The organism is Streptomyces sp. NPDC090499, assembly GCF_044769305.1.
In the GTDB taxonomy this organism is placed as follows: Bacteria; Actinomycetota; Actinomycetes; order Streptomycetales; family Streptomycetaceae; genus Streptomyces.
Genome location: NZ_JBIVXP010000015.1, coordinates 200,693 through 219,463 on the forward strand (window position 1 = coordinate 200,693; position 18,771 = coordinate 219,463).

The 18,771-nt window shown below is 72.1% G+C and carries 16 protein-coding genes and 1 pseudogene; 6 read left to right on the top strand and 11 right to left on the bottom strand.

The features are described from left to right. Window positions 1–43: 43 nt before the first annotated feature. The 6 genes from ACIQVL_RS38895 to ACIQVL_RS38920 all read right to left on the bottom strand — a co-directional run bounded on the left by ACIQVL_RS38895 (window position 44) and on the right by ACIQVL_RS38920 (window position 7,305). A complete protein-coding gene (locus ACIQVL_RS38895; RefSeq protein WP_403477717.1) occupies window positions 44–1,057 on the bottom strand; it encodes a hemolysin family protein in 1,014 nt (337 codons plus the stop codon). Next, window positions 1,054–2,391, bottom strand: coding sequence for a hemolysin family protein (locus ACIQVL_RS38900; RefSeq protein ID WP_403477718.1), 1,338 nt, complete (start codon window positions 2,389–2,391; stop codon window positions 1,054–1,056). The genes ACIQVL_RS38895 and ACIQVL_RS38900 overlap by 4 nt, the downstream gene beginning before the upstream one ends. A 154-nt stretch (window positions 2,392–2,545) precedes the next feature. Further along, a complete protein-coding gene (locus ACIQVL_RS38905) occupies window positions 2,546–2,980 on the bottom strand; it encodes a GNAT family N-acetyltransferase (protein ID WP_403477719.1) in 435 nt (144 codons plus the stop codon). Window positions 2,981–3,024: 44 nt separating this feature from the next. Next, window positions 3,025–3,888, bottom strand: a complete 864-nt coding sequence (locus ACIQVL_RS38910) for an LLM class F420-dependent oxidoreductase (protein ID WP_403477720.1) — start codon at window positions 3,886–3,888, stop codon at window positions 3,025–3,027. 29 nt (window positions 3,889–3,917) lie between these two features. Continuing rightward, on the bottom strand, window positions 3,918–6,485 hold the full coding sequence (locus ACIQVL_RS38915; RefSeq protein WP_403477721.1) for an ABC transporter permease: 2,568 nt from the start codon (window positions 6,483–6,485) through the stop codon (window positions 3,918–3,920). A gap of 4 nt (window positions 6,486–6,489) precedes the next feature. Next, a complete protein-coding gene (locus tag ACIQVL_RS38920) occupies window positions 6,490–7,305 on the bottom strand; it encodes an ABC transporter ATP-binding protein (protein WP_403477722.1) in 816 nt (271 codons plus the stop codon). A 152-nt stretch (window positions 7,306–7,457) separates the two neighbouring features. Here ACIQVL_RS38920 and ACIQVL_RS38925 point away from each other — a divergent pair, with 152 nt between their 5' ends. Beyond that, window positions 7,458–7,709 (top strand): toxin-antitoxin system HicB family antitoxin, encoded by a 252-nt coding sequence (locus tag ACIQVL_RS38925; protein ID WP_403432445.1) that lies wholly within the window; start codon window positions 7,458–7,460, stop codon window positions 7,707–7,709. A 4-nt stretch (window positions 7,710–7,713) separates the two neighbouring features. Further along, complete coding sequence (locus tag ACIQVL_RS38930; protein WP_403432447.1) at window positions 7,714–8,088, top strand: fic family toxin-antitoxin system, toxin component; 375 nt, start codon at window positions 7,714–7,716, stop codon at window positions 8,086–8,088. 21 nt (window positions 8,089–8,109) lie between these two features. Here the strand turns inward: ACIQVL_RS38930 and ACIQVL_RS38935 are convergent, their stop codons facing one another. Together ACIQVL_RS38935 and ACIQVL_RS38940 are read right to left on the bottom strand one after the other, a co-directional pair. Next, entirely contained in the window at window positions 8,110–8,793 is a 684-nt protein-coding gene (locus ACIQVL_RS38935) for a class I SAM-dependent methyltransferase (protein WP_403477723.1), read from the bottom strand. 79 nt (window positions 8,794–8,872) lie between these two features. Beyond that, window positions 8,873–9,559, bottom strand: coding sequence for a triacylglycerol lipase (locus ACIQVL_RS38940; protein ID WP_362585591.1), 687 nt, complete (start codon window positions 9,557–9,559; stop codon window positions 8,873–8,875). A 116-nt stretch (window positions 9,560–9,675) separates the two neighbouring features. Between ACIQVL_RS38940 and ACIQVL_RS38945 the strand changes: the two genes are divergently transcribed. After that, complete coding sequence (locus ACIQVL_RS38945; protein WP_403477724.1) at window positions 9,676–11,853, top strand: LuxR C-terminal-related transcriptional regulator; 2,178 nt, start codon at window positions 9,676–9,678, stop codon at window positions 11,851–11,853. Between the two features lie 146 nt (window positions 11,854–11,999). Here ACIQVL_RS38945 and bioD read toward each other — a convergent pair whose 3' ends face one another. Genes bioD through bioB form a run of 3 tightly spaced genes read right to left on the bottom strand, consistent with a single transcriptional unit; the run spans window position 12,000 to window position 15,209 of the window. After that, window positions 12,000–12,716, bottom strand: a complete 717-nt coding sequence (bioD, locus tag ACIQVL_RS38950) for a dethiobiotin synthase (protein WP_403477731.1) — start codon at window positions 12,714–12,716, stop codon at window positions 12,000–12,002. A gap of 2 nt (window positions 12,717–12,718) precedes the next feature. After that, window positions 12,719–14,005 (bottom strand): adenosylmethionine--8-amino-7-oxononanoate transaminase, encoded by a 1,287-nt coding sequence (locus ACIQVL_RS38955; RefSeq protein WP_403477725.1) that lies wholly within the window; start codon window positions 14,003–14,005, stop codon window positions 12,719–12,721. Beyond that, entirely contained in the window at window positions 13,998–15,209 is a 1,212-nt protein-coding gene (gene bioB / locus ACIQVL_RS38960) for a biotin synthase BioB (protein WP_403432456.1), read from the bottom strand. Before bioB ends, ACIQVL_RS38955 begins: the two co-directional genes overlap by 8 nt. A gap of 674 nt (window positions 15,210–15,883) precedes the next feature. On the opposite strand from bioB, the gene ACIQVL_RS38965 reads away from it, so the two are divergent. From ACIQVL_RS38965 to ACIQVL_RS38975, 3 genes and pseudogenes are all read left to right on the top strand, one after another. Continuing rightward, window positions 15,884–16,840, top strand: coding sequence for a HEAT repeat domain-containing protein (locus ACIQVL_RS38965; RefSeq protein ID WP_403477726.1), 957 nt, complete (start codon window positions 15,884–15,886; stop codon window positions 16,838–16,840). A gap of 121 nt (window positions 16,841–16,961) precedes the next feature. Then, window positions 16,962–18,440 (top strand): NF041680 family putative transposase, encoded by a 1,479-nt coding sequence (locus tag ACIQVL_RS38970; protein ID WP_403477732.1) that lies wholly within the window; start codon window positions 16,962–16,964, stop codon window positions 18,438–18,440. 57 nt (window positions 18,441–18,497) lie between these two features. After that, window positions 18,498–18,587, top strand: a pseudogene (locus ACIQVL_RS38975) (IS5/IS1182 family transposase); the annotation flags it as partial. Window positions 18,588–18,771: the final 184 nt, after the last annotated feature.

Genomic DNA, 18,771 nt, shown 5'->3' on the forward strand with positions numbered 1-18,771 from the left:
TTCCTGCGGTCACCCCCGGCGGCGCCCCCTCCGCCGGTGCGGCCTACGCGTGCTGCCCGAACAGCTCCCGCAGCACGTCCTCCATGGTCACCAGCCCCGCCAGCCGCCCGTCGTCGCCGAGCACGCCCGCCAGATGGGTACGGCTGCCGCGCATCGCGGTGAGCACGTCGTCCAGCGGGGTGTCCTCCCGCCCCCGCGCGATCGGCCGCATGTCCCGCAGCCGGAACGCCTCGTCCCGGGGCGAGGCGTCCAGCGCGTCCTTGACGTGCAGGTAGCCGACGATCCGCCGCCCCTCGTCCACCACCGGGAAGCGGGAGAAACCCGACTCGGCCGACAGCCGTTCCAGTTCCTCCGGGGTGACGCCCACGCGCGCGTAGACGACGCGTTCCAGCGGTACCACCACGTCCCGCACCGGCCGGCGGCCCAGCTCCAGGGCGTCGTGCAGCCGCTCCTGCGCCCGGTCGTCGATCAGGCCCGCCTCACTGGCGTCCTTGACGATCTCGGCGAGCTGGGTGTCCGTGAAGGTGGCCGAGACCTCGTTCCTGGTCTCCACCCGGAGCAGTTTGAGCAGGCCGTTCGCGAAGGCGTTGATGGTGAAGATCACCGGGCGCAGCGCCCGGGACAGGGCGACCAGGGGAGGGCCGAGGAGCAGGGCGCTGCGCACCGGCTCGGCCAGCGCCACGTTCTTCGGCACCATCTCGCCGAGCAGCATGTGCAGGTAGGTCGCCAGGGACAGCGCGATCACGAAGGACACGACGTGGCCCGCGCTCGTGGGCACGCCGACCGCGTGGAACACCGGCTCCAGGAGATGCGCGATCGCGGGCTCCGCGACCACACCGAGCACCAGTGTGCACAGCGTGATGCCCAGCTGGGCGGCGGCCAGCAGCGCGGACACGTGCTCCAGGCCCCACAGCACGCTCCTGGCCCGCCGGTCGCCCGCCTCCGCGTGCGGCTCGATCTGGGAGCGGCGCACGGAGATCAGCGCGAACTCGGCACCGACGAAGAAGGCGTTCACCACCAGCGTCGCGAATCCGATCAGCAACTGTACGGCGGTCACCGCTGCCCCTCCTGCTCCGTCGTCCCGTCGGCGAGCGGCGCGTGCAGCAGCACCCGGGCCGCCCGCCGCCCCGACGCGTCCACCACGTCGAGCCGCCAGCCGGCGACCTCGACACCGTCCCCGGTCTCCGGTATCCGGCCCAGCTCGGCCGCGACCAGCCCGGCCAGCGTCTCGTACGGTCCCTCGGGCGGCCTGAGGCCGACGCGGGCGAGCTGGTCCATGCGGGCCGCGCCGTCCGCCGAGTAGAGCGTGCGGCCGGCCGCGTCGGCGCCGGCGGGGGCGAGGTCGGGCGTCTCGTGCGGGTCGTGCTCGTCGCGGACCTCGCCGACGACCTCCTCGACGATGTCCTCCAGGGTGGCGACCCCGGCCGTACCGCCGTACTCGTCGATCACGACGGCCATGGTGCGCCGGCCGCCGAGGCGGTCCAGGAGGCGGTCGACGGTGAGGGACTCGGGGACCAGCAGGGGTTCGCGCATCATCTGGGCGACCCGGACCCGGGGCCGCTCCTCGGCCGGCATGGCCAGGACGTCCTTGATGTGGGCGGTGCCGACGACCGAGTCCAGGCTGTCCCGGTAGACCGGGAAACGGGACAGGCCGGTCGCGCGGGTCGCGTTCGCCACGTCCTCGCAGGTCGCCCGGATCTCCAGGGCGACGACCTGGACGCGCGGGGTCATCACGTTCTCGGCCGTGAGATCGGCCAGGTTGAGGGTGCGCACGAACAGCTCCGCGGTGTCCGCCTCCAGCGCGCCCTGCTTGGCGGAGTGCCGGGCCAGCGCGGCCAGCTCCTGCGGCCCGCGCGCGGACGCCAGCTCCTCGGCGGGCTCGATGCCCAGGCGTCGTACCAGCCGGTTCGCCGTGTTGTTCAGATGTGTGATGAACGGCCGGAAGGCCGCGCTGAACCAGCGCTGGGCGTTGCCCACCCGCTTGGCCACGGCAAGCGGCGCGGAGATCGCCCAGTTCTTCGGCACCAGTTCGCCGACGACCATCAGGAACACCGTGGACAGCGCGGTACCGATCACCAGCGCCAGCGAACTCGCCGCCGACGCCCCGATCCCCACCGCCTCCAGCGGGCCGGCCAGCAGCTTGGCGATCGAGGGCTCGGAGAGCATGCCGACGACCAGGTTGGTGACCGTGATGCCGAGCTGCGCCCCCGACAGCTGGAACGTCAGGTTCCGTACGGCCTTGAGGGCGCCGGCCGCGCCGCGCTCGCCGCGCTGCACGGCACGCTCCAGCTCGCCACGCTCGACCGTGGTCAGCGAGAACTCGGCCGCGACGAAGGCGCCGCAGGCGAGCGACAGCAGGATCGCCACCAGCAGGAGGAGCACTTCGGTCATCGGGTCACCTCCGTCCCATGGTCGGACAGGGCGGTCGGGACCGCGCGGCGTTGCCGGGGGACAGGACTGGGAGGTTCGCCCATGGCCGGACGCTCACACACCTTTCATCGAGGAACAGCGACTCCCCCAATGGTAAAGGATCGGCAAAGTGACGTCAGTGGCCGTCGTCCGTCAGCGGCTTCACCCACCGCCGCCACTGCTCCTGGGGCTGGTACCCGGCGGCTCGCCAGGCGTGTTGCGCGGTTTCGTTGCGGACCAGCACCATCGCGTCCGCGCGCCGACCGCCCAGCCGTACGAAGCGCTCGTCGGCGGCCGCCAGCAGGGCCGAGCCGATGCCCCGGCGGCGCCGCCCGGGATGCACCGCCAGCCGGTACAGGTGGCAGCGCCAGCCGTCGAAGCCGGCGATCACCGTGCCCACGACTTCACCGTCCAGCTCGGCGAGGAGCAGGGCCTCGGGGTCGGTGGCGAGGAGACGGTCCACGCCACCGCGGTCGTCGCTGATGCTGGTGCCCTCGGCCGCCGTCCTCCAGAAGGCGAGCACGGCGTCGAGGTCTCCGGACGTCGCAGCCCGTATGCGCAGGTCGGTCATACGGTGATCACATCACGGCCGTCCCCGCCCGTCGGCGATTTCCACTATGCGGACTGCTCGGCCAGCTCCGCCGCCACCGGAGCGAACGCCTCCATGTACGGCTCCAGGACGGTCAGATACGAGATCCCGTACCGGTCGCGCAGCTCTCGCACCCGCCCGGCGACCTCCTCCAGCGTGCCGACGAGGACGGTGGGCAGGGCGAGGGCCTGCTCAAGGGTCAGCTCGGGGCGCCGCTCCAGCAGCGGGCCGAGCGCGGACGCCGGGTCGTCGGTGACCGCCACGATCTGGATGAGCAGGTTCCGTTCGGCGGGTTCGGCCCGTGAGGCAGCCAACTCCCCGTAACGGCGGACCCGTTCGTCCAGTTCCCCGGCCGTGACCGGGTCCAGACGGCCCTCCGTGTTTCCCGGCACCAGGCGGGCTCCGGTGAAGGCCGCGATGTCCGCGTGCTCCGCGGTCAGCCGCAGCATCCGGTCGCCGTTGCCGCCGATCAGCAGCGGCACCCCGGCGGCGTCCGACTTCAGCAACTCCTCGACCGCGCGCCGCAGATGGTCCACCCGCTCGCGCGGCGAGCCGAACGGCAGCCCGGCCCGGTCGTGCTCCGCCTGGACATAGCCGGTACCGAGCCCGAGTTCGAGACGCCCGCCGGTCAGTGCGGCGGTCGTCGCCACCTCACGGGCCAGCAGCACGGGGTTCCAGAAGCCCGCGTTGAGCACGAACGTGCCGAGCCGCGGCCGGCCGGTCGCCTCGGCCGCCGCGACCAGCGCCGGGAAGGGCGCCGGCATGCCGAGGTGGTCGGGGACGAGGATGACGTCGTAGCCGAGTTCCTCGGCCCGTCTGCACTTCGCCCGCCAGTCGCCGGCCGACGCGGGCGTGAGCAGGTTGACCCCGAAGCGGAACGGACGCGGCATGAACCCTCCTCGGTGGTGGACGGCGTGAGTCATTCGTGCGCGATGGCGGCCAGCACGTTCATCCGCGACGCGCGCAACGCCGGCAGCAGCGCGGCCACGATGCCCACCACCGCCGACCCGATCACCACCGCGACGATCGTGCCCCACGGCACGGCGAGGGCCTTCATGCCCTGGAGGGCCAGCACCTGCTGGGTGCACACGCCCCACACCAGGCCCAGCGCGAGCCCCAGCACCGCGCCGAACACCGCGATCACGACCGACTCCAGCCGGATCATCCGGCGCAACTGCCGCCGCGCCAGCCCGATCGCGCGCAGCAGGCCGATCTCCCGGGTGCGCTCCACGACCGACAGCGCCAGCGTGTTGACCACTCCGAGCACCGCGATCACGATCGCGAGCCCGAGCAGCGCGTACACCAGGTAGAGCAGTACGGCGATCTGGTCGTGCACCAGCTTCTTGTAGTCGGCCTGGTCGCGCACCTGCACCTGCGGGTACGGCGCCAGCGTCTGCTCCAGCCGCGAGCGCAGCTGGTCGGCGCCGGTGCCAGGGGCCCGGTTGACGTACAGCGACGAGTCCTGGCCGCCGGGGACGTACTTCTCCACGGTGGCGATGCCGAAGAACAGCCCGCCCTGCGTGCCGAAGCCGCTGCCGCTGTCCTGGTCGGTGAGGGCGCCCACCTTCATCTCGGCCCGTTTGCCGCCCTGGAACTCGACCGGGAGCACGCTGCCGAGCCGCACCTTGTGGTCCTCGGCGAAGGTGACGTCCATGCCGAGGCTGCCGGGGGCCAGCGCCGCCGCGGTGTCGCCGCTCTTGTAGGCGACATGGGCGACCTCGTCCACCTGGGCGTCGTACCCGGCGGCGGTCGTGGTGACCCGCTTGCCGTCCGGCAGCCGTACCGCGACGGCTGCGAACCGCTGCCGTACGACGAGCCCCACGCCCTCGGTGCCGCGCACCTTGTCGGTGATCTCCCGGGTGAACGGCAGGAAGTTGCTGTTCTGGACGACGAAGTCGGCGCCCAGTGTCTTGTCGATCTGCTGGTCGAAGGACTTGGACATCGAAGCGCTGGCCACCGACATCCCGCCGACCAGGGCGAGCCCCACCATGAGCGCGGCGGCCGTGGCGCCGGTACGGCGCGGGTTGCGCAGGGCGTTGCGCTGGCTCATCCGGCCGACCGGGCCGAACAGGGCGGGGAAGGCCCCGCCGAGGACCCGGATCACCGGCCGGACCAGCAGCGGGCCCGCGATGACCGTCGCGACCAGGGTCAGGACGACCCCGAGGCCGAGCAGCGAGGCGGCGGAGGCGGTCTTGGTCGCCGTGGCGCAACCGGTCAGGGCCGCGGCCCCGAGCACCCCGACGATCCCGCCCACGACCGCCCGGGTCCTGAGCGGCTTGCCCACCCCGGCGATCTCGGCGTCCGCGAGCGCCGCCATCGGGGACACCGTGGCCGCGCGCCGGGCGGGCAGGTACGCGGCGACGAAGGTGACACCGACGCCCACGACGTACGCGGCGACCGGCGTGCCCCAGCCGATGACCATCTCGGTGGCCTTGAGGTTCATCCCGAACGCGCTCATCAGCTTGATCAGCCCGAACGCCAGCCCGACCCCGGCGCCCAGGCCCAGCGTCGAACCGGCCAGACCCAGCAGCACCGCCTCGGTGAGCACGGACCGACGTACCTGTCGCCGGTCGGCGCCCAGGGCGCGCAGCAGGCCCAGTTCCCGGGTGCGCTGGGCGATCAGCATGGAGAAGGTGTTGACGATGAGGAAGACGCCCACCAGGGTGGCGATCCCGGCGAATCCCAGCATCACGTACTTGATGACGTCGAGGAAGCCGCCGAGGTCCGCGGCCGACGACTTCGCCTGCTCGTCGGCGGTCTTCAGGTCGTACGTGCCGGTCCCGATCGCCGCGCCGACACGGGCCTTGAGCTGGGCGTCCGTCACCCCCTGCGCGGCGTCCACCGAGATGCTGGTGGCCCGGCCGGGGGAGCCCAGCAGCTCCTTCGCGGCCACCGCCGGGTCCAGGAAGACCAGGGCCGCGCCCGGGTTGGTGGTGGTGAAGGTGGCGATGCCGACGATCTCCACCTGGAAGGTGCCGGGCTGGGCCTGCACGGTCAGCGTGTCGCCGATCCGGACGTGCTTCTTGTCGGCGGTGTCCGCGTCGAGCAGTGCCTGGCCGGCGCCCCGCGGGACGTGTCCCGAGGTGAGCTTCACGGGGCTGCGGTGGGTGAGGTACCAGTCGGTGGCGATGGTCGGGGCGCCGGTGGTCGGGCCGACCGACTTGTTGTGGCTGTCGACCACCACGATGTTCTGCACCGAGACGTCGGCGTGGGTGCCCGCGACCCCGTCGACCTTCGCCACCTGGCCCGCCAGCGCGGCCGGCACGGTCTGGACGGCACCGGTCGGCACCGACGACTTGAGGTCCTGCTTCGGCTCCACCGTCACGTCGGCGGAGGTGGAGGCGAACAGCCGGTCGAAGGTGCGGGTGACGGTGTCGGAGAAGATCAGGCTGCCCGCGACGAACGCCACGGACAGGACGATGGCCAGCGCGGACAGCAGCAGCCGTCCCTTGTGGGCCAGGAAGCTCCGCAGGGTTGCCCTGAGCACCGGGTCAGTCCTCCCCGCGTCCCGTGGACCCGTCGCCCACGTCGGTCCCCGTGGACCCGCGTCCCACGTCGAACCGCTTCATCCGTTCCAGCACGGCCTCCGCCGTCGGCCCTTCCATCCGGTCCACGATCCTGCCGTCCGCGAGGAAGAGCACCAGGTCGGAGTGGGCGGCGGCGCCCGGGTCGTGGGTCACCATGACGACCGTCTGGCCGAGCTGGTCCACCGCGTCCCGCAGGAATCCCAGCACCTCCAGGCCTGCCCGCGAGTCCAGGTTCCCGGTCGGCTCGTCGGCGAAGATCAGCTCCGGGCGGGAGGCCAGCGCCCGCGCGCAGGCCACGCGCTGCTGCTGGCCGCCGGAGAGCTGCGCGGGCCGGTGCTTGAGGCGGTCCCGCAGCCCGAGCGTGTCGACGACCTGGTCCAGCCACTTCTCGTCGGGCTTCTTGCCCGCGATGTCCATGGGCAGGGTGATGTTCTCGGCCGCGTTCAGCGTCGGGATCAGGTTGAACGACTGGAACATGAACCCGATCCGGTCCCGGCGCAGCCGCGTCAGCTCGCGCTCCCTGAGGCCCGTTATCTCGGTGCCGCCGAGCCAGACCTGACCGGCCGACACGGTGTCCAGCCCGGCCAGGCAGTGCATCAACGTGGACTTGCCGGAGCCCGAGGGCCCCATGACCGCGGTGAAGCGGCCGCGTGCGATGTCCACGTCCACCGAGTCCAGGGCGAGCACCGCCGTCTCACCCGCTCCGTACGCCTTGGTCAGCCCGCGCGCACGGGCCGCGACCCCGTCGGCGGCGGGCGCCTCCGCAGCTGCTGTGGACAAGACTGCCTCCCCGTGTCACGCGACCGTCACCCGACCTCTTTGTCCGGGTCTCTGCCCGGGTCGAGCGTAGTGTGACCCGTCCCACAGCCGGTATCACTTTTCGATTCCGATGCGCGCTGGCATTGCTAGCGCATCCGCGCTAGCTTCGAGGTATGGCGAAGACCCAGCTGAACGTGCGCGTGGACGAGGGCACCGCCAGGGCGGCCCGCGAACGCGCTCTCGCGCGCGGTGTGAGCGTCAACCGCTACATAGAGGAACTGGTCATGCAGGACACGGGTGAGGCCGGCCGGACGTTCGTCGAGGCCGCCGCCGATTTCATGAAGCAGTACGAGTCCGTCTTCGCCGAGGAGTTCGGTGAGACGCGCGGTACCGACACGTCTGACAAGACCGAAGGCCGTCACTGATCCCTTGAGCGACCTGACGATCGATCTCGCCTGGCTCCTCATGCTCGCCGAACAGAAGACCCCCGGTGACCCGCAGGTCACCGACTGGGGTGCGCTGATCGCCGCCGTCGCCAGGCACGGGGCCGAGATATTCGACGTCCCCGTCTACGACACCCCGCAGGCCCGCGCCGCGGCCCTGCTCCAGCTGCTGATCCACGTCCCGGCCCTGGAGCGCTCGAACGCCCTGTTCGCGTCCTCGGTCGCCTACGCCTACCTGGTCGCCAGCGGCCTCAAGGTCGTCACCTCGCCCGAGCAGGTCCGCGACCTGGCCCGGCTGGTGAAGAACGGCGAGGCGAGCGTCGCCGACATCGCCGAGGAACTGCGCCGCTGGAGCCTGTGACCGGTCCGGCCGAGACCCGGCTCAGACTTCCGGAGGCTTGCGCGCGACGCCCAGCGCACAGTACGAGGAGGGCAGCCGGGGGCCGTTCTCCGGCAGGAACACCCGGCGGTACGGGCCGAGCTCGAACCCGGCCGCGCGCAGTTCGGCGACCGGCTCCCGGGACAGATGGCAGCCGCCGACCAGCAGCGGCCACACCGTCCGGTCCAGGGCCCGCTGGCTGAACCGCATCGCCCGGCCACCGCCCGCGCCGTGCTCGAAGAACCGCAGCTCACCGCCCGGCCGCAGCACCCGCCGCACCTCCGCGAGCGCCCGCTGCACATCCCGGACGCTGCACAGCACCAGCGAGCACACCGCCGCGTCGAAGGCCTCGCTCTTCACCGGCAGCGCCTCCGCCGTACCCGGCACCACGTCCACCGGGACGTCGGCGCGCACGGCGGCCTCCGCCGCCAACTGCCGCAGGGTGCGCTCCGGTTCGATCGCCACGACCTCCGCGACCGAGACGGGGTAGCGGGCGAAGTTCAGCCCGTTGCCCGCCCCGATCTCGATCACCCGCCCGGACAGCCCGGAGAGCAGCCGCTCCCGGATCGCAGCCATCCCGAGACCGGTCTCGGCGGTGACGCTGCAGCGGGCGTAGAAACGCGCGAAGAGCGGGTGGTGGACGGGATCCCGCACCGGTGTCCCGGCGCCGGCGGACAACAGCCGCATGACGGACCTCCCGACGGAAGCAGGTCTACGGTGATTGTCCCCCGTTGCGGCCCGTCGCACCCCCGCTGCCGCGGACGGCTCAGCCGATGAAGTCGCGCACCTGCTCGTAGACGCCGTAGTCGTTGTTCATGTCGGTGTGCGAGATGCAGCCGACGTCGACGTTGGTCGCCCCGCTCAGCTCCGCCGAGGTGTCCGGGTCGATCGCCGCGTCGCAGTCCGACCAGTACGCCGCGTACGAGACGCTGCCGGGCGTCTCGTCGCCGGAGTTCAGGGCGGTCAGGAAGGAGCTGCCGGTCGTCATCTCCTTGCAGGACGTGTACAGCCACCCGCACAGCGAGGCGACGCTGGTGCCGTGGTTCACCCCGGCGACCGACACGAAGTGGTCCACGTACGAGGTCCCGCCGAGGTTCTTCAGGTAGTAGCGGCTGTTGAGCGCACCCATGGAGTGCACCACCAGGTCGACCTTGGAGGCGCCGGTCTTGGAGAGGACGGACTGGATGTAGGTGGACAGCGTCGAGGCGGTGGTGACGTTCGACTTCGTCCAGTCGTACGAGATCGCGTACAGCTCGGAGGACGAGTAGCCGTCCGCCTCGAAGTCCGCGATCCAGTCGTCCCAGCTGCTGGAGTCGCTGCTCAGACCGTGTACGAACACGATCGGGTCGTGGCTCGCCGCGTGCGCGGTGCCGGCACTCAGGGGGAGGGACAGAAGGAGCGAACCGGCTATCGCCGACAGAGCGGTTGCGATGCGACGCTTGGCGCGTTGCATGATGCCTCCTGAAACGGGTGGGGTTGTTCAGGAGTGTCAGGACGGGTCTACGCGCGGCGCATCGGTGAAGTCGCCAGTCTTTACGAATCAACTAACTCGCCAGTAACGTCTTTCGTGTGGTGATACCGGTGAACCCCCCACACCTTGACCGCACTTCGCCACCGCAGCCGACCGACGCGGGGCCATGCCCGGCTCCGGCGCTCCCCGAGGGAGTCCGCGTCCGGGTGACACGAGTCGTATACGAGGACCAGCGCGCCGTGGCCGAACTCGTGCCGCGTCTCACCGAACGGCAGGCGGCCGGCACCGACCCGCTGCCGGTCGAACCGGCCGAACTGGCACCGGGGTTGCTCCACGCCCTGCGCCGGGAGATCCGCGCCCTGCCCGACGAGACCCGGCTGCTGTTGCTGCTCGCCGCCGCCGACCAGTACCCGGTCGCCACCCACGCCTTCCTGCGCGCGGTCACCGCCGGCCGGCTCGACACCCGCCCGCTGGAGACCGCCGAGGCGGCCGGGGTCGCCCACGCCAGCGCCGGCGGGGTGTTCTTCCGGGACCCCTGGACCCGGATCGCCGCCTACGAGACCGGCTCACCGGCCGACCGGCGCGCGGCCCATCTGCTGCTCGCCCGGGTCCTCGGCGGCAAGGCCGAGACGGCCCGCCGCTCCTGGCACCGGGGCGCCGCCGCCCTCGGCCCCAGCGCCCGGCTCGCGGCGGAACTGCGCACCGCCGCCGACCGGGCCCGCTCCGAAGGGCGACCCGCCCTGGCCCGCGCCCTCGCCGAACGCGCCGCCGACCTCTGCCCCGACCCGGCCGAGGAGGGTCGGCTGCTCGCCCTGGCCGCCGCCGACGCCTGGCGCTCCGGAGAGCCCGACCGGGCGAGACGGCTCGCCGCCCGCACGGACAACTCCGCCCTCAACGGCGTCCTCGCCCTCAGGACAGGCCACGCCGCCGAGGCCTTCGACGCCCTGCTCACCGCCGCCGTCAGGCAGGAACGTTCCGCCGATGCCGTGGAACTCCTCGCCCTCGCCACCGAGGCCGCCGTCTACACCGGTGACCTGAGACGCTGCCGCGAGGCCCATGTCCTCGCCCAGTGGCTTGACCTCCCGCCGTCCGGCATCCTCGCCGCCCTCGCCTGCGCCGTCGAGGGCCGCTACGCCGACGCCCGCGTCCTCCTCAAGGGCACCGCGGGCCGCTGCGGGCCCGGCGGCGACCCCGGTCTGCTGATCCACTCCGGCATCGCCGCGCTGCTGCTCGGCGACCACACCCGGGCCGTCACCGCCACCCTGCGGGCCGCCGCCTCCGCCCGGTCGCGCGGCATCCCCGGGACGGTCGCCCAGGCCATGGAGTTCCGCGCCTACGCCGACTTCTGGACCGGCCGCCCCCGGGCCGCCGAGGCAGCCGCCCAGGAGGCCCTGCGCCAGGCGTACGCCACCGGACAGGACAACGGGGCCTGCCATCTGCAGGCCGCACTCGCCATGTTCGCCGCCGTCACCGGCGACGAGGAGGCCTGCCGGGCGCGCGCGGCGGCGGCCCGCTCGCACGCCCTGGCGCATGGACTGGGCCTGCCCGCCGCCCTCGCCCAGTGGGCACTCGCCTTCCTCGACCTGGCGGGCGGCCGTTTCCCGGCGGCCGCCGCCCGGCTGCGCGCGCTCGCCGGGTTCGGCCCCGGACACGGCCACCGGGCCATCCGGCACCTGGCCACCCCGCACTACGTAGAGGCGGCCGTCCGCACCGGGGACACCCGGGTCGCCCGCGCCGCGCACGCCGACTACGACCGCTGGGCGACCGCCGTCCGCAGCCCCGACGACCTCGCGCTCAGCGCCCGCTGCCGGGCCCTGCTCGCCCCCGGTGCCGAGGCGGTCCAGCACTACCGCTCCGCACTGGACCTGCACGCCCGGGGCACCCGGGACTTCGAACGCGCCCGCACCGAGCTGCTGTTCGGCGGTGCGCTGCGCCGGCTCCGGCAGCGCACCGAGGCCCGCGACCGGCTGCACAGCGCCCTGGAGGCCTTCGAGTCCTTCGGCGCCCCGCACTGCGCCGCCCAGGTCCGCGCCGAACTCCGGGCCCTCGGCACGGCGTTGACACCTGTCACCGATGCGCCCGACCCGGCCTCCGTGCTCACCGCCCAGCAGCTGATGGTCGCCCGGATGGCCGCCGAGGGCGCCACCAACCGCGAGATCGCCGACCGCCTCAACCTGAGCCCGCGCACCATCGACCACCATCTGCGGGGGGTCTTCAGCCGGTTGGGGATCCGGTCCCGGATCGAACTGGTACGACTGCTCGGCGAGTCGCCCTAGGGAGCGGCTGCGTGGTCGGGTGCGGCGCCGTCGTGGCTGGTCGCGCAGTTCCCCGCGCCCCTAAAAGATAGGGGGGCGACGCGCCCCCCAAGGGGGCGCGGGGAACTGCGCGACCAGCCCCCACGCAGCCGCACCCGACCGACGGCCTACGGCGCCTCCCGCACCCGGAACGCCTCCGCGTCCCAGGTGCCGTCCAGCCGGGCCGACAGCCAACTCGGCGCCACCGCACGGAAGTCGGCGGGGGCCAGCGCCCCCGCCCCGGCGGGCAGCGCGCCGAGCAGCGGTGCTCCGGCCACCTCCGGCAGGTCGGCGACGTTGCACCGCGACGCCAGATCGGGGGAGTCGGGCCAGCTGCCGATCACCACGCCCAGCAACTCCAGGTCCCGGGACCGAAGTTCACGGGCTGTCAGTTCGGTGGTGTTCAGCGTGCCGAGCCCGGCCGACGCCACCACCAGCACCGGCGCGTTCAGCAGCCGGGCCGCGTCCGCCAGCGTGCCGCCCGCCGCGTCGAACCGGACGAGCAGCCCGCCCGCGCCCTCGACCAGCACCAGCTCGTGCTCGGTGGCCAGCTTGGCGGCGGCCTCGGCCACGTCCTGCGGCCGCACGGGCGGCATCCCCGCCCTGCGGGCCGCCGTGCCCGGCGCCAACGGCTCCGGGAAACGCGCGACTTCGGCCGCCGTCACGGCACCCACGAGCCGGGCGACCTCGTCGGCGTCCCCGCGCTCGTCGGGTCGTACCCCCGTCTGCGCGGCCTTCAGGACGGCCACCGAGCGGCCCGCCGCGACCGCGGCGGCGGCCACCGCGGCCGTGGTGACCGTCTTGCCGACCTCCGTGCCCGTCCCCGTGATCACCAGGATCGGCATGCTCATCCCTCCCGTGCGGCGGCGCACACCGCGCGCGCGATCCGTGCCACGTCCGCGTCACCCGTGACGTACGGCGGCATCGTGTACACGAGGTCGCGGAACGGCCGCAGCCACACGCCCTCGCGCGCCGCGGCGGCCGTGGCGGCCTTCATGTCGACCTCGTGGTCCAGCTGGACCACCCCGATGGCGCCGAGCACCCGGACGTCCCGGACCCCGGCGGACTCCCGGGCCGGCGCCAGGCCCTCCCGCAGCCCCGCCTCGATCCGCTTGACCTCCGCGAGCCAGTCCTGGCCGAGCAGCAGCCCCAGCGAGGCACAGGCGACCGCGGCCGCCAGCGGGTTGCCCATGAACGTCGGCCCGTGCGCCAGCACCGGCACCTCGCCCCGCGAGATCCCCGCAGCCACCTCAGGCGTGCACAGGGTCGCCGCCATCGTCAGGTAACCGCCGGTCAGCGCCTTGCCGACGCACATCACGTCCGGGGTGACGGCCGCGTGGTCCGCCGCGAACAGCGCGCCGGTGCGCCCGAAGCCGGTCGCGATCTCGTCGAACACCAGCAGCACGTCGTGCGCGTCGCACGCCTCGCGCAGCACCCGCAGGTAGGCGGCGGAGTGGAAGCGCATCCCGCCGGCGCCCTGCACCACCGGCTCCACGATCACCGCGGCCAGCTCGTGCGCGTGCCGTTCGATCATCGAACGCAGGTGCTCGGCGTACGACTCGTCGTACTCGGTCGGCGGGGCGTCCGCGAACACCTGGCGGGGCAATACCCCGGACCAGAGCTCGTGCATGCCCCCCTCGGGGTCGCAGACGGACATGGGCTGCCAGGTGTCGCCGTGGTAGCCGCCGCGCCAGGTCAGCAGGCGCTGCTTGGCGGGGCGGCCGAGGGAGCGCCAGTACTGCAGGCACATCTTCACCGCGACCTCGACCGACACCGATCCCGAGTCGGCGAGGAAGACGTGCTCCAGCCCGGCCGGTGTGATGTCGACGAGGAGCTTCGCCAGCCGGACGGCGGGCTCGTGGGTGAGCCCGCCGAACATCACATGGCTCATCCTGCCGAGCTGGTCGTGCGCGGCCTCGTTGAGCACCGGGTGGTTGTAGCCGTGGATCGCCGACCACCACGACGACATCCCGTCGACCAGCTCGCCGGAGCCGTCCGCGAGCCGCAGCCGGACCCCGCTCGCCGACTCCACGACGAGCGGTTCGGCCCGGCCGGGCATCGGGCCGTACGGATGCCAGACGTGCCGGCGGTCGAGCTCCAGCAGCTCGGGGACGCCGAGGCCGGGCTCAGGCATTGGGCGCGAGATCCGTACCGGCACCCCGGCGGCGGACGGCGACCAGGTCGGTGCGCGGTTCGTTGGCGGCGACGGCGACAGCCTCGGGCGCACCGTCGTGGGAGCCGCACACCGACCCGCACCCGGCACCCTCGCCCGCGTGCGACGCGCAGCCCGCGCCCTCCGCCGCGTGCGACCCGCATCCGGCGGCCTGGACCTCGGCCCGGTGCTGCGGCAGCGTCACCTCGTCGGCGCCCTCCACCACGAAACCGGCGTCCGCGATCATCTCCAGGTCGGCCTGGCCCGCCTGGCCCTCGGTGGTCAGGTAGTCGCCGAGGAAGATCGAGTTGGCCAGGTGCAGCGCGAGCGGCTGCATCGTGCGCAGATGGACCTCGCGGCCGCCCGCGATCCGGACCTCCACGTCGGGGCAGACGAACCGCACCATCGCCAGGATGCGCAGGCAGCGCTGCGGGGTGAGGTTCCACTCCTTGGCCAGCGGGGTGCCCTCGACCGGGATCAGGAAGTTCACCGGAACGGAGTCAGGGTCCAGCTCGCGCAGCGAGAAGACGACGTCGACCAGGTCCCCGTCGCTCTCGCCCATGCCGGCGATCAGACCGGAGCAGGCCGACAGGCCCGCAGCGTGCGCCTTGTTGACCGTGTCCACCCGGTCGGCGTACGTGTGGGTGGTCGTGATGTCCCCGTACGTCCCCTCGGACGTGTTGAGGTTGTGGTTGTAGGCGTCCGCGCCCGCCGCGCGCAGCCGCTCCGCCTGGCCGTCGGAGAGCAGGCCGAGGCAGGCGCACACCTCGACGCCCTCGTTCTGCTCCTTGATGGCCTTGATGGTGCCCGCGACCCGGTCCACGTCCCGGTCGGTCGGACCGCGTCCGCTGGCCACCAGGCAGACCCGCTTGGCGCCCCCGGCCAGGCCCGCGGCGGCCGCCTTCGAGGCCTCGTCGGGTTTCAGCCAGCTGTACTTCAGGATCCCGGTGGAGGAGCCCAGCCGCTGCGAGCAGTAGGAGCAGTCCTCGGGGCACAGGCCCGACTTGAGGTTGACCAGGTAGTTGAGTTTCACGCGCCGGCCGAACCAGTGCCGGCGCACCTTGCCGGCCGCGGCCACCACGTCGAGCACGTCGTCGTCGGAGGTCGCCAGTACGGCGAGCGCTTCCTCGCGGGTCGGCAGCTCGCGCCGAAGCCCCTTGTCCACCAGCGTGTTCAGCAGGTCCATGAGAGCCGATCCTGTACTACGAGGCTGCTCCGGGCCAAGGAGAGTTTGCACAACCCTGTCAGTTCGACGTGTGGGGTATGTAACATGACCACCCCAGTCCGTAGGGTCTAATAGAGAGCACGGAAGGCCAGGTCAGAGGCCCCAAATCCGCACCCGGCCGCCGATTCGGTGAGAGTCATGTGAGAGACGCAAGGGCCAGTGGATCAGTATGGAGGGTTCCTACAACACCCCCGAAGAGGCTGTTCCCTCGAGCGCCGTGCGTGACGTGGTGCGGGCTGTCCTGGAAGCTCTCGACATCCCCGCCCTGCGACTGTAGGGGACCGCGAGGTGCGCGACCGGATCTTGAGCGAACGGGCCACGCACGCGGCACTCGCGCTCCGCAGCACGCTGGACGGGGGCCCCTCTAACAAGGACTAACCTTGTCGTTTAACGTCCGGCTTCGAGCAGGCGAGCCTTACGATCACGCATCCGCGCGGCCTGCCTGGGGAAACTCCAGCCTCGCGTTCACACCTACGGTGCAAGGGAAGTGCCTCGACAGCGATGTCGGTCCGCTCGGGCGTGATCTACTTCGATCAGGCTCAGGGGTGGGGTGATGTGATGTGGGCGGGTGGCGGACCGATCCAACGTTCGCGATGTGCCGGGCGTTGACGGACGGGGCAGACCTGTCCTCGTTCGTGGGCGGGGCGTTCGATGTGCGTGCGGTGGTGGCCGCTATGCGGCCCGAGGTCAAGGACGGATTCCTGCTCGGCGAAGTCTCCTGGGAGAGGTTCCCGCAGGGGGATCACGTCAGGGAGGCCATTCACGTGCTCCACACCGGCGGCTCGCCCGTTCGCACCGGAACGGGTGTTGTGAGCGGCATGTGCGCCAACGACATGCGGGCGGCCGCCGTGCTTGCCGTGCCGTTCCTGACCCGGATCGCTGCCGATACCCGCCACCCTTACCGTGCTGACGCGCTCGCTGAAGTCCCCTCCCCGGCTCGCGCCCGCTACTTCGGCGTCGCCTCCCGCGGCGAACTGCTGCTCCACCGCGCCGATCCCAAATACGACGAGCTCTACGACGACTACGGCGTTGAGGTGACCGGCTACCCGGCGGGCTGGTCGGTTGCCGCCGCCCGGGCCGCGATCACCGCCGACGCTGTCCTCCTGAAGCCTCTTCTGCACGACCCCGACCCCGCGATCCGGATCAGCGCCGCCTACGCACTGGCCACCGCCACTGACCTCGACCGCGCGGTCCGTGCCGCCTTTCGCACCCGACTCGACGCCGAGCAGGACCCGATTGTCCGCGCTGCCCTGGTTCTCGCCACCGCCGAAGTCACCCGGACCCACCCCCACCCGCCGACCACGGTATGGATGCGAGAGTGCTGGCGGGACGGAACACAAGCGTCCGAGGCCCGCCTGGCCGCAGCGATCGGCTGGCTCTGCCTCACTGACGAACCCGCCCCTGACGACCTGCGCGCAGCCGTCGACGACCTCGCCACCGACGAGCGTGCCCACGTCATGGACGACCTGCCCTGGATGGCCGCCGCAGGCGGATCCAGCGAGACGGGACTGCGGCGATGCGTCCGAGAGATGCTCCACCCCGAACAGCCTGATCCGACAGAGTGCAACGACCCGTGGTCCCCGCGATCCTGACGGCGGGAGCACGTTCGGCGGACCCGATGATCACTCGTCCGGGTGTTTCCGGGACGAAGATGCGGCCTTCGCATGATCCTGAACTCGACCAAGAGGGACAGGACTTTACGCGAAGGCCGTGATGGTGAGTCTGATGAACCAGAGCGGACAGTGCGAGCCGTTCGCGGAACTGTCCCGCTTCCGGTGGGTCTTCTACGACTGCCTGACCGGGCGACGCGACGCACTGTTCGAGCTCACCGACGCGGTACTGTGCACCGACGGGCCGGTGAAGACCCTGGTGGACCTGGCGCTCGCCCCCGAATACCGTCGCGGCCACGGCGCCCTGTACGGCGCGCTGAACCGGGGCCAGCTGGACGTCGGTCGGCTGCGGACCGAGTTGGCTGGCCTGCCTCTGCCGCGCGCCGCCGACGGCCGCCTGGTGCTCGCGGTGGACGTGTCGCCCTGGCTGAGGCCGGACGCCGCCACCAGTGATGCCCGCTCGTTCTGCCACACTTATGGCCGCGGCGAGAACCGGCACCTCATGATCCCGGGTTGGCCCTACTCCTGGGTCGTCGCCCTGGAATCGGGCCGGACCTCGTGGGTCGCCCCGCTGGACGCCGTCCGGCTGCGGCCGGGCGACGACCTCGCCGCGGTCACTGCCTCGCAGCTGCGGGACCTGGTCGAGCGCCTGATCGCCGCAGGCCAGTGGCACCCGGGCGACCCCGCGGTGTGCATCGTGACCGACGCCGGCTACGACGTGATGCGCTTGTCCTACCTCCTGCGCGACCTGCCCGTCGAGATCCTGGGACGCCTGCGCTCGGACCGGGTGATGCGCCGCCCGGCACCGATCCGCGCGGAGTTCGCCCTGGCCAACCCGGCCGGGGGCCGGCCGCCCAAGCACGGCAGCGAGTTCATCTTCAAGGACGCCAGCATCTGGGGCGCCCCGGACGCGGAGACGAAGGCGGAGACCACCCGCGACGGCACCGCCCATGCCCAGAGCTGGGACCGGCTCCACCCTGAACTCCAGCAGCGCGCCGCCTGGCGGGACCATCCCGGCAAACTCCCCATCATCGAGGGCACCGTCATCCGCCTCCAGGTCGACCGCCTGCCCAGCGGCGGCGACCCCAAGCCCTTGTGGCTGTGGTGGTCCCGACCGACAGTCGGCCCGGCGGAGTCAGACCTGGCCTGGCAGGCTTTCCTGCGAAGGTTCGGCATCGAGCACTTCTTCAGAATGATCAAGCAGACGCTCGGCTGGACCGCGCCGAAACTCCGCGACCCCGAGGCGGCGGACCGCTGGACCTGGATCGTGGTCGCCGCCCACACCCAACTCCGCCTCGCCCGCCCCCTAGCCACGGACCTGCGGCGTCCCTGGGAACGACCGCTGGCACCGAACAAGCTCACCCCCGCTCGGGTCCGCCGAGGGTTCCGGCACCTGCACGCGAAGGCGCCGACGCCGGCCACAGTGCCGAAACCCTCCCAGCCCGGTCCTGGACGCCCACCCGGCTCGAAGAACCGACGGCCGGCGAACCGCTACGACGTGGGCCTGCTCCTGGCCACCGGCGAGCCCTACCGCAGACCAGCCCACCACAAGGTCGGCACCAAGCCACGTCGCACCGGATAAATCGCAAGCTAACACTATGAGGCAGAACGACCCTGCTGGCCGTGTCCGTGGGAGTAGTTGAGCGTTCGGTGGTGTGTGGGGACGTCACCGTGGATTGTGTCGGATGAGCTGTGGGACCGCCTTGAACCGCTGCTGCCGCAGCGTAAGACGCTGTTGTCGTTCCGATCTTGAGGGGTGTGCGTCGAACGGGAGTCTCGATCGGGTGATCGCAGCTGGCCGCGGGCATGAGAACAGGGCCTCTGGCCGGAAAATCAAAGGGCTGGAGGGCGGGCTGATGCCTGCTCCGTGCTCGGGGTGTTGATGGCGGATCCGGCGACGAGGCGTTCGTGGT